This is a genomic window from Grimontia celer, from assembly GCF_900055185.1.
GTDB classification, from domain to species: Bacteria; Pseudomonadota; Gammaproteobacteria; order Enterobacterales; family Vibrionaceae; genus Enterovibrio; species Enterovibrio celer.
The window spans coordinates 35,389-49,371 of record NZ_FIZX01000009.1 but is presented as its reverse complement, the minus strand read 5'-3'; the positions used below and the strand labels follow the sequence as shown (position 1 = coordinate 49,371).

Genomic DNA, 13,983 nt, shown 5'->3' with positions numbered 1-13,983 from the left:
AGTGCCATTTTGATCCCAGAATGTACCAGACTAGATCCAAGCTAACACACAGAAAACGATCTTCTTTAAACGCATGATCATGTTGATCATTTACCAGTTATCCACAAAGATCGTCTTCTCTAATAAGAGATCAAAATAAAGATCTATATAAAGATCTTTATATATTTTAAGAGAAGAGCCTTCGATCAAAGATCACACTTTTGGTTCTCTCCGTTTCTGAAAAGCGGTAGAATGATCCTCTTTTGCTAAACCAACCGATCAACACATTCCTATTGAGGTCACACCATGTTTTACCAGGATAACTTTGATGTCATCGTTGTCGGTGGTGGTCATGCTGGTACGGAAGCCGCATTGGCCGCTGCACGTATGGGTCAGCAAACCCTTCTGCTGACACACAACATCGATACATTGGGGCAAATGTCATGCAACCCGGCTATTGGCGGGATCGGAAAAGGACATCTGGTGAAAGAAGTCGATGCATTGGGCGGCTTGATGGCCCGTGCGATCGATAAAGGTGGTATTCAGTTCCGCACGCTGAATGCATCTAAAGGCCCTGCGGTTCGTGCAACCCGTGCACAGGCTGACCGCGCGTTGTACAAAGCAGCTGTCCGCGAAGCATTGGAAAACCAGCCAAACCTCATGTTGTTTCAACAAGCCGTCAATGACCTGATTGTCGAACAAGATCAGGTGACAGGTGTTGTGACGGAAATGGGATTAAAATTCCGTGCTCGATCGGTGGTACTGACGGTAGGAACATTCCTTGGCGGAAAAATCCATATCGGTCTTGAGAATTATTCTGGCGGCCGTGCTGGCGATCCCCCGTCGATCGCGTTGGCAGATCGCCTCCGTGAACTGCCATTCCGTGTTGACCGCCTGAAAACAGGCACACCACCACGCATTGATGCGCGCACGGTTGATTTCAGTGTGATGCAAACCCAGCACGGTGATGACCCACGTCCGGTGTTTTCTTTTATGGGCAATGTGTCTGAGCATCCGCGCCAGGTGCCTTGTTACATCACCTACACCAATGAAAAAACTCATGATGTGATCCGCAGTAATCTGGATCGCAGTCCGATGTATGCCGGTGTGATTGAAGGTATCGGTCCGCGGTATTGCCCATCTATTGAAGACAAGGTAATGCGCTTTGCGGACAAAGATAAACACCAGATTTTTGTCGAGCCAGAAGGTTTGACGACCAACGAGCTCTACCCGAATGGGATCTCCACCAGTCTGCCATTTGATGTGCAGATGGGGATCATCAGTTCGATCAAAGGTTTTGAGAACGCACGCGTGATCCGTCCAGGTTATGCGATCGAGTATGATTTCTTCGATCCGCGCGATCTGAAACAAACCTTTGAAACCAAATTTATCAAAGGCTTGTTCTTTGCTGGTCAAATTAACGGCACCACAGGCTATGAAGAAGCGGCAGCACAAGGCTTGCTCGCAGGTACAAACGCCGCATTGTTTGCTCAGGACAAAGAGGGCTGGTGTCCTCGACGTGATCAGGCTTACATGGGCGTGCTTATCGACGATTTGTCGACCATGGGCACCAAAGAACCCTACCGCATGTTCACTTCCCGTGCTGAATATCGCCTGTTGCTACGCGAAGACAACGCGGATATGCGCTTAACTGAGACTGGCCGAGAGCTCGGTTTGGTTGATGATGAACGCTGGGCCCGGTTCAACCAGAAACTGGAAAACATGGAGCAGGAAGCGCAGCGTCTTCGCAGTTCTTGGATTCATCCAGCCTCTGAGCATGCTGAAGCACTGAACGCGATCCTAAAAACGCCATTGTCCCGCGAGGCAAACGGTGAAGAGTTACTGCGTCGTCCGGAAGTGACTTACAACGATCTGGTGAAAATTCCAGCATTCTCGCCAGCACATGAAGACATTCAAGCGTCTGAACAAGTAGAAATTCAGGTGAAGTACGCAGGTTACATCGATCGCCAGAAAGACGAGATTGAAAAATCTATCCGTCACGAAAATACCCGCTTGCCGATGGATTTGGATTACTCCCAAATCAAAGGCCTGTCGAATGAGGTGGTGGCAAAACTGAAGGATAGCCGCCCAGAAACCATTGGTAAGGCGTCACGTATTTCCGGTATTACGCCAGCAGCAATATCTATCCTGCTGGTGCATCTGAAAAAACAAGGCATGCTGAAAAAAGGGGCCTGAGTTTCTGTGAAACAACGTCTAGCACAACTGATTGAACAGGCAGGGATGAATATCCCTGCTGAGCAACAAGCCCAACTGATTGGCTATGTCGAAATGCTCAACAAATGGAACAAAGCGTACAATCTGACTTCTGTGCGTGATCCAAACGAGATGATCGTCAAACACATCATGGACAGCATTGTGGTGAGTCAGCACCTTGATGGCCAAAGTTACATCGATGTGGGGACAGGTCCTGGATTGCCAGGGATCCCGCTTGCGATCATTAACCCGGAAAAATCCTTCACACTGCTCGATAGCCTGGGTAAGCGTATTCGCTTCATCCGTCAGGTGTTGCATGAGCTGAAAATTACTAATGTCACGCCCGTTCAAAGCCGTGTGGAAGATTTTCAGCCGGAACAGGGATTTGACGGTGTATTAAGCCGAGCGTTTGCGTCCATGAGCGACATGGTGAACTGGTGTCATCACCTCCCTTCGCCACAAGGTCAGTTCCTCGCTCTCAAGGGACAAGTGGATCAAGTCGAAATTGACGAACTTCCGGCCGGATGTTCTGTGACAGATATCAAACCTTTGACTGTTCCAGGATTGGAAGGTCAACGTCATCTAGTAATCTTGGCTAGATAGGATTATTAGGCGAGGTCGTCTTGTGGGAAAAGTCATTGCTGTTGCAAACCAAAAGGGAGGCGTTGGTAAAACAACGACCTGTATCAACTTGGCTGCGTCGCTGGCAGCGACTCAGCGTAAGGTGTTGGTGATTGACCTAGACCCGCAGGGCAATGCAACCATGGCCAGTGGTGTGGACAAATACGACGTTCATGCCACCGCCTATGATTTGCTGGTTGAAGAGACCCCGTTTAACGATGTGGTGGTGACAGAGACCACGGGCGGTTATCACCTGATAGCAGCCAATGGTGATGTTACCGCTGCAGAAATCAAACTCATGGAAGTGTTTGCCCGCGAAGTCAGGCTGCGCAACGCATTAGCCGACATTCGTGAAAACTATGATTTCATCTTCATTGATTGTCCCCCTTCTCTTAACCTTCTTACAATCAACGCCATGACGGCGGCAAATTCTGTACTGGTGCCGATGCAGTGTGAATACTTTGCGTTGGAAGGCCTGACTGCATTGATGGATACCATCAGTAAGCTTGCAAGCGTAGTAAACGCTGACTTACATGTGGAAGGCTTGCTAAGAACCATGTACGATCCGCGAAATCGTCTGGCGACAGAAGTGTCTGAACAGATCAAAAAACACTTTGGAGACAAGGTCTACCGTACTGTCATCCCTCGCAATGTACGTTTGGCTGAAGCGCCGAGTCACGGCAAGCCAGCTATGTATTACGACAAATACTCCAGCGGTGCCAAGTCATACCTGGCATTAGCCGGTGAAATATTGCGACGGGAAGAGCAGGCCAGACAGGCCATTGCCAACGCGTCTTAAAGGAACGTGAATGAACGCTACCAAACGTGGATTGGGTAAAGGACTCGATGCGCTACTGGCCACCAGTGCCAGAGCACAAGCGCGTGTCGATCTGAACAAAGATACCCAAGAAGCTGTAAACAACAGTGAGCTGCAGCATTTGCCATTAGCGGCATTGCGTCCAGGTGTTTATCAGCCGCGTCAGGATATGGCGCAGGAAGCACTGGAAGAGCTGGCGGAATCAATCCGCGCACAAGGCGTTATTCAACCTTTGGTCGTGCGTCACCTTGGTGACAACCAGTACGAAATTATTGCTGGTGAACGTCGTTTCAGAGCGTCAAAAATTGCCGGATTGACCCATGTCCCTTGTCTTGTTCGTGAACTAAATGACAAAGCTGCGAGCGCCATCGCACTGATTGAGAACATCCAACGCGAAGATCTCAATGCGATGGAAGAGGCGGAAGCGCTGGATCGTCTCATCCACGACTTTTCTCTTACCCACCAACAATTGGCTGAAGCACTGGGCAAATCCCGCACCACCATCAGTAATCTTTTGCGACTGAATGGCCTTCAAGCTGGCGTAAAGAAACTGTTGTCCGGACGCCAATTGGATATGGGGCATGCACGTGCCCTATTGGCATTGGAAGGTGACGCTCAGATAGAGGCAGCACTGGTCTCCGTTAACAAAAAACTCACAGTAAGACAGACCGAAGCCTTGGTGAAAAAATTCCTGACGCCGGCCGTTGAAAAAACGCCGGAACCAGTGTCACCAAAATTGGCTGCTGTGCAGGATAGGTTGACTGACAAGCTAGGCACATCTGTTAGCCTGTCTCAAGGCAAGAGTGGTAGTGGTAAGTTGGTCATCAGCTTTGATCAGAACGAAAAACTTATGCAAATTCTTGCAATTCTAGGCGAAGAAGTGTGACGTAACGCGTTGGGTTTTTGTTACATATTTTTGCTTACTGTGATCAGGTTACCCTGTTGTAAAATTTAGTCTCCCTTTTTGATGTGATGAGATTGCATTCAAAAGGGCGACCCGTATAATTTTCGCAGTTTTCCCAGCACGACAAGGTGCTAAGAGGAAAGGAATCGAGGAACGAATACATGGTATCGACGCTCACGCGACCAGGTCGCAAGCTTGCGAAAAGGTTGCTGCTGTTACAGGCGTGCGTCGTGTTAGCAACGGCAATCTTGATGGTCACCACCATCAATGTCGACTGGGGAATTTCCGCACTCATTGGCGGTGGCATTTTCGTAATCGCCAACGCAGCCTTTGCATTGTGTGCATTCCTTTTTAGTGGAGCAAGAGCAGCAAAGCTCGTTGTGGCATCCTTCTACAGCGGCGAAGTGCTCAAAATTCTGCTTACCGTCGCGCTGTTTTCCGTTGTTTACCTGTATGCCGAGGTGGAACTTGTTCCCCTCAAACTGACCTATTTGCTGGTACTTGGAATTAATATCCTCGCGCCAGTTTTATTCATTAACAACAACAAATAGGATGAGTTATGGCTGCGCCAGGTGAAGCGCTTACACCCTCCGGTTATATCTCCCACCACTTAACCAACCTGTCTACGGACAAGCTTGGTCTGGTGGAGGAAGGTAGCTTCTGGTCGGTGCATATTGATAGCCTGTTTTTCTCTATTGCCATCGGTATCGGCTTTCTATGGCTGTTCCGCGCAGTGGCGAAAAAAGCTACAACAGGAGTTCCAGGCAAGCTTCAGTGTTTTGTGGAAATGTTGGTGGAGTTCGTTGATGAAAACGTTCGCGAAACCTTCCATGGAAAGAATCCACTGATCGCGCCTTTGGCTCTGACCATATTCGTTTGGATATTTCTGATGAATACGATGGACCTGGTTCCTATCGATTTTATTCCTTATCCAGCGGAACAGCTTGGTATCCCTTATATGAAGGTCGTACCGACAGCTGATGTAAATATCACACTGGCAATGGCGCTGGGCGTGTTCTTCTTGATGATTTACTACAGCATCAAGATCAAAGGCCTAGGTGGCTTTGCAAAAGAGCTGGCTCTTCACCCGTTCAATCACCCTCTCATGATCCCGTTCAACCTGCTGCTTGAAGTGGTATCGCTGCTGGCGAAACCAATCTCACTCGGCATGCGTCTGTTCGGTAACATGTTTGCAGGTGAAGTGGTATTTATCCTTATTGCGGCTCTTCTGCCGTGGTGGGCGCAATGGTTGGGTTCATTACCGTGGGCAATCTTCCACATTCTGGTTATTACCATCCAAGCGTTCGTCTTTATGATGTTGACCATTGTGTACCTGTCTCAGGCACATGAAGACTCGCATTAATAAAAGATTTTTTAGTAAGCAACTTTGTTCGACCTTCCGGCATATAAGCCGACAACAAGAAACTGGAGATAGTGATGGAAACTTTATTGAGCTTTTCTGCAATTGCCGTTGGCATCATTGTAGGTCTTGCTTCCCTGGGTACAGCGATCGGCTTCGCACTGCTTGGCGGTAAATTCCTTGAAGGTGCGGCTCGTCAACCAGAAATGGCTCCAATGCTGCAAGTTAAGATGTTCATCATCGCTGGTCTGCTGGATGCGGTTCCAATGATCGGTATCGTAATCGCACTGCTGTTCACCTTCGCAAACCCATTCGTTGGTCAGCTGGGTTAAGTCGCCTGATTATACCTGTAGTTAACTATTGGGAGATGGAGAAGCAGTTATGAATATGAACGCTACTCTTATCGGCCAGGCGATCGCGTTTTCCATGTTTGTGTGGTTCTGCATGAAGTATGTATGGCCACCAATCATGCAAGCGATTGAAGAGCGTCAGAAGAAAATTGCTGACGGTCTTGCGGCGGCTGAGCGTGCCGCGAAAGACCTGGATTTGGCCCAGGCTAATGCTTCTGATCAATTGAAAGAAGCAAAGCGCGCTGCAACTGAGATCATCGATTCGGCGAATAAGCGTAAAGCACAAATTCTTGATGAAGCCCGCGAAGAAGCATCTTCTGAGCGTGAAAATATCCTTAACCAAGGAAAGGCTGAACTGGAAGCTGAGCGCAACCGTGCCCGCGATGAACTGCGCAAACAAGTTGCAACTCTGGCCGTAATCGGTGCTGAGAAAATCCTTGAGCGTTCAATCGACGAAAATGCTCATAAAGATATTCTCGATAAAATCACTGCAGAACTTTAAGAAGGAGGGGCAGCTATGTCTGAACTGACTACCATCGCACGCCCCTACGCTAAAGCAGCCTTCGATCTGGCAGTAGAAAAAGGCGAATTGGACCAATGGTCTGAAATGCTGGCTTTTGCTGCTGAAGTTGCCCGCAATGAAACCATCGCAGATTTTCTCGATGGCTCTTATTCAGCTGAAAAGTTGACTGAGATTTTTCTCTCAGTGTGCGGTGAGCAGCTCAATGAATTCGGCCAGAACCTGATTAAGGTGATGGCTGAAAACGGACGCCTAAAAGCGTTGCCGGAAGTAACTGTCCAGTTCATGGCACTTCGCCGTGAATTAGAAAAGCAAGTTGACGTCGAGGTCACCTCTGCTGTCGCGCTGGAACAAGCGCAACTGGACGCTATTGAAAGCAAGCTGGAAGCCCGCCTTGAGCGAAAAGTGAAGCTGAACTGTAGTGTAGACGAGACCCTGGTTGCCGGGGTTGTGATTCGAGCTGGAGACTTGATCATCGATAACTCAGTTAGCGGCCGTATGCGCCGTCTGAGCGATGCATTGCAGTCTTGATTTGGGGAATTGGAGCATGCAACTTAATTCCACGGAAATTAGCGATCTGATCAAACAACGTATTGAAAAATTCAACGTTGTTAGTGAAGCACGCAACGAAGGTACCATCGTGTCAGTCAGCGACGGTATCATTCGCATCCATGGCCTTGCAGATGCTATGCAAGGTGAAATGATTGAACTACCTGGCAACCGTTTTGCACTGGCGCTCAACCTTGAGCGTGATTCTGTAGGTGCGGTTGTTATGGGTCCTTATGCCGACCTTCAGGAAGGCATGAAAGTAACCGGTACTGGTCGTATTCTTGAAGTTCCAGTAGGTCCTGAGCTACTGGGCCGTGTGGTTAACACTCTGGGTGAGCCAATTGACGGTAAAGGTCCTATCAACGCAGCACTGACTTCTCCTGTAGAAGTGATTGCACCTGGCGTAATTGCACGTCAGTCGGTAGACCAGCCAGTACAAACCGGTTACAAAGCAGTTGATGCAATGATCCCAATCGGCCGTGGTCAGCGTGAGCTGGTTATCGGTGACCGTCAGACCGGTAAAACGGCGCTGGCAATAGATGCGATCATTAACCAGAAGAACTCTGGTATCTACTCTATCTATGTTGCTATCGGCCAGAAAGCGTCAACCATTGCTAACGTGGTTCGCAAACTGGAAGAGCACGACGCACTGAAAAACACCATCGTTGTTGTTGCATCTGCTTCTGAAGCAGCGGCACTGCAATACCTTGCGCCTTACGCGGGTTGTGCGATGGGTGAATACTTCCGTGACCGTGGTGAAGATGCGCTGATCGTATACGATGATCTGTCTAAGCAAGCAGTTGCTTACCGTCAGATTTCTCTGTTGCTGCGTCGTCCACCAGGCCGTGAAGCATTCCCAGGTGACGTTTTCTACCTCCACTCTCGTCTGCTGGAGCGTGCTGCGCGTGTTAACGCTGACTACGTTGCTAAGTTCACCAATGGTGAAGTGACTGGTAAAACCGGTTCTTTGACCGCTCTGCCAATCATCGAAACCCAAGCGGGTGACGTATCTGCGTTCGTACCAACCAACGTTATCTCGATCACTGACGGTCAGATCTTCCTGCAATCGGAACTGTTTAACGCAGGTATCCGTCCAGCAGTTGACCCAGGTATCTCAGTATCCCGTGTAGGTGGTTCAGCACAGACCAAGATCATCAAGAAGCTATCTGGTGGTATCCGTACCGCTCTGGCTCAGTATCGCGAACTGGCAGCATTTGCTCAGTTCTCTTCTGACCTGGACGATGCAACTAAGAAGCAGCTGGATCACGGTCAGAAAGTAACTGAACTGATGAAGCAGAAGCAATATGCACCAATGTCTGTGTTTGAGCAGGGATTGATGATTTTTGCTGCGGAAAAAGGCTACCTGTCAGACGTTGAGCTGACCAAACTGGCTGATTTCGAATCTGCTCTGCTTGCATACGCTAAAGGTACGTTTGCTGAGCTGGTTGCACAGATCGATGAGACTGGCGACTACAACGGCGACATTGAAGCGCAACTGGCGAAGCTGGTTGAAGACTTCAAAGCAACGCAAACCTGGTAATGCGTAGAAGGCCGCTCAGCGGCCTTCTAATAACGGAGAGTAACGATGGCCGGCGCAAAAGAAATTCGTAACAAGATCGGAAGTGTAAAAAGTACACAGAAGATCACCAAAGCGATGGAAATGGTTGCCGCTTCTAAAATGCGTCGTTCGCAAGACGCAATGGAAGCCTCCCGTCCATACGCGACTACTATGCGCAAAGTGATCGGTCATGTCGCACTTGGTAACCTTGAGTATCGCCATCCATATCTGGAAGAGCGTGAAGCCAAGCGCGTCGGTTACATCATCGTATCTTCAGACCGCGGTCTGTGTGGTGGCCTGAACATTAACCTGTTCAAACGTGCTATCACAGATATGCAGGCTTACAGCCAAAAAGGTGTAGAAGTTGAAACTGCACTGATCGGCGCTAAAGCGACTGCATTCTTTAACAGCTACGGCGGCAACGTATCCGCGCAAGTTTCTGGTCTGGGTGACAGCCCATCACTGGAAGATTTGATCGGTACCGTCGGTGTGATGCTGAAGAAATATGATGAAGGCCAACTGGATCGTCTGTATCTGGTTTACAACAAGTTTGTGAACACCATGACGCAGGACCCAGTGATCGATCAATTGCTGCCTTTGCCTAAGTCGGAAGACGAAGAAATGCAGCGCAACCATGCTTGGGACTACATCTATGAGCCTGAGCCAAAACCACTGCTTGATACCTTGTTGGTTCGCTATGTTGAGTCTCAGGTTTATCAAGGTGTGGTAGAAAACCTCGCATGTGAACAAGCAGCGCGAATGGTTGCGATGAAGGCTGCAACAGACAATGCAGGGAATCTGATTGATGAACTGCAACTGGTGTATAACAAAGCCCGTCAGGCTGCAATTACCCAAGAGCTGTCGGAGATTGTCTCCGGTGCTGCTGCGGTGTAAGGCAAGGGCCAACGAACTATTTTAGAGGAATAACGATGGCTACAGGTAAGATCGTTCAGATCATCGGTGCGGTAGTCGACGTAGAGTTTCCACAGGAGTCTGTACCTCAGGTATATGACGCCCTGAACGTGAAACGTGAAGGCGAGCGTCTGGTGCTGGAAGTTCAGCAGCAGCTTGGTGGTGGTATCGTTCGTACCATCGCGATGGGTTCGTCTGATGGTCTGCGTCGTGGACTGGAAGTAGAAAATACTGGTAAGCCGATTGAAGTGCCAGTAGGCACTGAGACCCTGGGACGTATCATGAACGTACTGGGTGACTCAATCGACGAGCGTGGCGATATCGGTGAGAAAGAGCGTTACTCTATTCACCGTGAAGCGCCAAGCTACGAAGACCAATCAAATGCAACCGAACTGCTGGAAACCGGCGTTAAGGTTATCGACCTGGTTTGTCCATTCGCGAAGGGTGGTAAAATCGGTCTGTTCGGTGGTGCAGGTGTTGGTAAGACCGTTAACATGATGGAGCTTATCAACAACATCGCACTTCAACACTCTGGTCTGTCTGTATTCGCAGGTGTTGGTGAGCGTACTCGTGAGGGTAACGACTTCTACTACGAGATGCAGGAAGCGGGCGTTGTAAACGTTGAGAATCCAGCAGAATCGAAAGTAGCGATGGTTTACGGTCAGATGAACGAGCCACCGGGTAACCGTCTGCGTGTTGCACTGACTGGCCTGACAATGGCTGAGAAGTTCCGTGATGAAGGCCGTGACGTACTGCTGTTCATCGATAACATCTATCGTTACACCCTTGCAGGTACCGAAGTATCGGCACTGCTGGGTCGTATGCCGTCTGCGGTTGGTTACCAGCCTACACTGGCAGAAGAGATGGGTGTTCTTCAGGAGCGTATCACCTCGACCAAGAGTGGTTCTATCACATCTGTACAGGCGGTATACGTACCTGCGGATGACTTGACTGACCCATCTCCAGCAACCACGTTCGCGCACTTGGATGCGACCGTTGTACTTTCGCGTAACATCGCTGCACTGGGTCTGTACCCAGCAATCGACCCACTGGATTCGACGTCACGTCAGCTGGATCCTTTGGTTATCGGTCAAGAGCACTATGATGTTGCACGTGGTGTGCAGTCTGTACTGCAGCGCTACAAAGAGCTGAAAGACATCATCGCGATTCTGGGTATGGATGAACTGTCTGAAGACGACAAACTGGCAGTAGCCCGTGCACGTAAGATTGAGCGTTTCCTGACTCAGCCTTACCACGTAGCAGAAGTCTTCACAGGTCAGCCAGGTGTTTATGTTTCGCTGAAAGAAACCATCACAGGCTTTAAAGGTCTGCTGAGCGGTGAGTACGACGATATCCCTGAGCAGGCATTCCTGTACTGTGGCGGTATCGAAGAAGTACTGGAAAAAGCGAAGAACCTGTAATAGCTGGTAGGAGGCGACATGGCAGCGATGACCTTTCACCTGGATGTAGTAAGCGCAGAAAAACAACTGTTTTCTGGCCGTGCTGAAGCAATCCAGGTAACGGGTAGCGAAGGTGAATTGGGTATTTACCCAAGCCACACCCCGCTGCTGACCGCTATCACGCCGGGCATGATCCGCATTACTAAGCAACATGGCCACGAAGAGGTGATTTACCTTTCTGGCGGTATGCTCGAAGTGCAGCCAAGCGCAGTCACTGTGCTGGCAGATACCGCAATTCGCGGCGTCGATCTGGATCAGGCTAAGGCAGAAGAAGCGAAGCGCCGTGCAGAGGATCGTATCCTCAACAAACATGGCGATATGGACTTTGCTCAGGCGGCCAGTGATCTGGCCAAGGCGATTGCCCAGCTACGAGTTATCGAGCTGACCAAAAAGGCACGCTAAGTACCAGTTATCACCCAAAGCTAAAAAGGCGACCTAATTGGTCGCCTTTTTTCCGTTTGTCGCCGGATAAATCATTCTAATAATGCGTTATCTGTCAGGCATGTCTTCAAGACATTTTTCATCTTTTATTTTATTTATTATCAGTAATTTACTTGCTTATCTATGTCATTATCTTGGCGTTACTAAATGCGAGCTATCGCCTGAAATTTGCTACAAGGTGACGGAAATTCATGAATTTCTTATAGGTTTGAATCCCGTTTTACAAAGCGAACCGTTACAATAAGCGCCATTATTTGAAGTAGACCCTCAACACCAAGGACAACTCTCCATGAATTTCAGTGCTGTGATTCTGGCTGCGGGTAAGGGAACCCGTATGTACTCTAACCTGCCAAAGGTACTGCATACCCTTGCTGGCAAACCTATGGCTAAGCACGTTATCGATACCTGCTCTTCACTAGGTGCAAAAAACGTCCACCTTGTTTATGGTCACGGTGGAGATGCCATGAAAGCAGCGCTGGCAGAAGAGCCGGTAAACTGGGTCCTTCAGGCAGAACAACTAGGCACCGGACACGCAGTTAATCAGGCTGCCCCTGAGTTTGCTGATGATGAACAGGTTTTGATTCTATATGGCGATGTACCGCTGATTTCAGAACAAACCATCGAAAACCTGTTGGATGCGCAGCCAGACGGCGGTATTGCGCTACTAACTGTTGTGTTGGACAACCCGACAGGTTATGGCCGTATCGTGCGTCGTAACGGCCCTGTAGTTGCGATTGTAGAAGACAAAGATGCGTCACAAGAGCAAAAGCTAATCAAAGAAATTAACACCGGTGTTATGGTGGCTACTGGCGGTGATCTTCGTCGTTGGTTGAGTGAGCTTAAAAGTGACAATGCTCAGGGTGAATATTACCTGACGGATGTAATTGCAATTGCCCATGACGAAGGTCGCGCTGTTGAAGCTGTTCACCCGGAAAGCGCCATTGAAGTAGAAGGCGTGAACAACCGCATCCAACTGGCTCGTCTGGAGCGCGCTTACCAAGCCGCTCAAGCAGAAAAGTTGTTGGAAAGCGGTGTAATGCTGCGTGACCCGGCACGTTTTGACCTTCGTGGTCAGCTTCAGTGTGGTACAGACGTCGAAATTGATGTCAACGTGGTGATTGAAGGTTCAGTCACTTTAGGCGACAACGTGGTCATCGGTGCTGGTTGTGTACTGAAAGACTGTGAAATCGACGACAACACCGTCGTTCGCCCATACAGCGTGATTGAAGGTGCTTCTGTTGGTGAAGACTGTACTGTCGGTCCGTTTGCTCGCCTGCGCCCGGGTGCTGAGCTGGTGGAAGACGCACATGTGGGTAACTTCGTTGAAGTGAAAAATGCACGTGTCGGTAAAGGCTCTAAGGCGAACCACCTGACTTACCTTGGTGATGCGGAAATCGGTGAGCGCGTGAATATCGGTGCAGGTACTATCACCTGTAATTACGACGGCGCGAATAAACACAAGACCGTGATTGAAGATGATGTATTTGTTGGCTCTGACAGCCAGCTGGTGGCGCCCGTGACCATCAAAAAAGGGGCGACCATTGGTGCAGGTACGACATTGACCAGTAATGTGGAAGAGGGCCAACTCGTTATTACCCGTGCAAAAGCGCGTGTAATTGATGGCTGGAAGAGACCGGTTAAGCAGAAATAACACTTGTTATGCATAAAAAAACGCCGCAAAAGCGGTGTTTTTTTATTGAAGCGATTAAATCGTCATCAAACGAAAAATAGGGGGTTGACGCTCCTCTGAATCCGCAATATTATACGCGCCTCTGTTGGGGTATCGCCAAGCGGTAAGGCAGCGGCTTTTGATGCCGCCATTCCCTGGTTCGAATCCAGGTACCCCAGCCAACAACGCGTCCGTAGCTCAGCTGGATAGAGTACCTGGCTACGAACCAGGCGGTCGGAGGTTCGAATCCTCCCGGACGCGCCATCTCTTCCTTTCCAGAGGTGAGATGAACAATTAGGTATGCGGAAGTGGCGAAATTGGTAGACGCACCAGATTTAGGTTCTGGCGCCGCAAGGTGTGAGAGTTCAAGTCTCTCCTTCCGCACCATTATTTAAAGATCATGCTTTCGAGCGTGGTTGCTGTTGGGGTATCGCCAAGCGGTAAGGCAGCGGCTTTTGATGCCGCCATTCCCTGGTTCGAATCCAGGTACCCCAGCCATATATTTTAGGTTGGCTACGTAGCTCAGTTGGTTAGAGCACATCACTCATAATGATGGGGTCACAGGTTCGAATCCCGTCGTAGCCACCACTTATTTCGAAAGTCTCTGACTTTCTGCCAGATAAGACACT

14 protein-coding genes and 5 tRNA genes are annotated in these 13,983 nt (G+C 49.3%); all 19 read left to right on the top strand.

What is annotated here, in order from left to right; translation table 11 throughout:
* The first annotated feature begins 285 nt into the window (after positions 1-285).
* Positions 286-2,175, top strand: coding sequence for a tRNA uridine-5-carboxymethylaminomethyl(34) synthesis enzyme MnmG (gene mnmG / locus GCE9029_RS24260; protein WP_062667731.1), 1,890 nt, complete (start codon positions 286-288; stop codon positions 2,173-2,175).
* Between the two features lie 6 nt (positions 2,176-2,181).
* A complete protein-coding gene (gene rsmG / locus GCE9029_RS24255; protein WP_062667730.1) occupies positions 2,182-2,796 on the top strand; it encodes a 16S rRNA (guanine(527)-N(7))-methyltransferase RsmG in 615 nt (204 codons plus the stop codon).
* A 22-nt stretch (positions 2,797-2,818) separates the two neighbouring features.
* On the top strand, positions 2,819-3,613 hold the full coding sequence (locus GCE9029_RS24250) for a ParA family protein (protein ID WP_062667727.1): 795 nt from the start codon (positions 2,819-2,821) through the stop codon (positions 3,611-3,613).
* A 10-nt stretch (positions 3,614-3,623) separates the two neighbouring features.
* Positions 3,624-4,517 carry a ParB/RepB/Spo0J family partition protein gene (locus GCE9029_RS24245; protein WP_062667726.1) on the top strand — a complete coding sequence of 298 codons (894 nt, stop codon included), beginning with the start codon at positions 3,624-3,626 and terminating at the stop codon, positions 4,515-4,517.
* 179 nt (positions 4,518-4,696) lie between these two features.
* Positions 4,697-5,086 (top strand): F0F1 ATP synthase subunit I, encoded by a 390-nt coding sequence (locus GCE9029_RS24240; protein ID WP_046303095.1) that lies wholly within the window; start codon positions 4,697-4,699, stop codon positions 5,084-5,086.
* 8 nt (positions 5,087-5,094) lie between these two features.
* Positions 5,095-5,898: a F0F1 ATP synthase subunit A gene (gene atpB / locus GCE9029_RS24235; RefSeq protein WP_062667725.1), complete on the top strand. Its 804-nt coding sequence runs from the start codon at positions 5,095-5,097 to the stop codon at positions 5,896-5,898.
* A 74-nt stretch (positions 5,899-5,972) separates the two neighbouring features.
* The gene (gene atpE / locus GCE9029_RS24230; protein WP_002540812.1) at positions 5,973-6,227 is read left to right on the top strand and encodes a F0F1 ATP synthase subunit C; all 255 of its coding nucleotides are present in this window, start codon (positions 5,973-5,975) and stop codon (positions 6,225-6,227) included.
* A gap of 49 nt (positions 6,228-6,276) precedes the next feature.
* On the top strand, positions 6,277-6,747 hold the full coding sequence (gene atpF, locus GCE9029_RS24225) for a F0F1 ATP synthase subunit B (protein WP_002540813.1): 471 nt from the start codon (positions 6,277-6,279) through the stop codon (positions 6,745-6,747).
* Between the two features lie 15 nt (positions 6,748-6,762).
* On the top strand, positions 6,763-7,296 hold the full coding sequence (atpH, locus tag GCE9029_RS24220) for a F0F1 ATP synthase subunit delta (protein WP_062667724.1): 534 nt from the start codon (positions 6,763-6,765) through the stop codon (positions 7,294-7,296).
* A 16-nt stretch (positions 7,297-7,312) separates the two neighbouring features.
* Positions 7,313-8,854, top strand: a complete 1,542-nt coding sequence (gene atpA / locus GCE9029_RS24215; protein ID WP_002540815.1) for a F0F1 ATP synthase subunit alpha — start codon at positions 7,313-7,315, stop codon at positions 8,852-8,854.
* A gap of 45 nt (positions 8,855-8,899) precedes the next feature.
* Entirely contained in the window at positions 8,900-9,766 is an 867-nt protein-coding gene (gene atpG / locus GCE9029_RS24210) for a F0F1 ATP synthase subunit gamma (RefSeq protein ID WP_062667719.1), read from the top strand.
* A 35-nt stretch (positions 9,767-9,801) separates the two neighbouring features.
* A complete protein-coding gene (atpD, locus tag GCE9029_RS24205) occupies positions 9,802-11,205 on the top strand; it encodes a F0F1 ATP synthase subunit beta (protein WP_062667717.1) in 1,404 nt (467 codons plus the stop codon).
* An 18-nt stretch (positions 11,206-11,223) separates the two neighbouring features.
* A complete protein-coding gene (locus GCE9029_RS24200; protein ID WP_046303098.1) occupies positions 11,224-11,646 on the top strand; it encodes a F0F1 ATP synthase subunit epsilon in 423 nt (140 codons plus the stop codon).
* Positions 11,647-11,974: 328 nt separating this feature from the next.
* On the top strand, positions 11,975-13,336 hold the full coding sequence (glmU, locus tag GCE9029_RS24195) for a bifunctional UDP-N-acetylglucosamine diphosphorylase/glucosamine-1-phosphate N-acetyltransferase GlmU (protein ID WP_062667715.1): 1,362 nt from the start codon (positions 11,975-11,977) through the stop codon (positions 13,334-13,336).
* Between the two features lie 125 nt (positions 13,337-13,461).
* Positions 13,462-13,536 (top strand) — tRNA-Gln (locus GCE9029_RS24190).
* A 5-nt stretch (positions 13,537-13,541) separates the two neighbouring features.
* A tRNA-Arg gene (locus GCE9029_RS24185) sits at positions 13,542-13,618 on the top strand.
* A gap of 38 nt (positions 13,619-13,656) precedes the next feature.
* A tRNA-Leu gene (locus GCE9029_RS24180) sits at positions 13,657-13,741 on the top strand.
* 36 nt (positions 13,742-13,777) lie between these two features.
* Positions 13,778-13,852 (top strand) — tRNA-Gln (locus GCE9029_RS24175).
* 13 nt (positions 13,853-13,865) lie between these two features.
* Positions 13,866-13,942, top strand: a tRNA-Met gene (locus GCE9029_RS24170).
* The last annotated feature ends 41 nt before the right edge of the window (positions 13,943-13,983 follow it).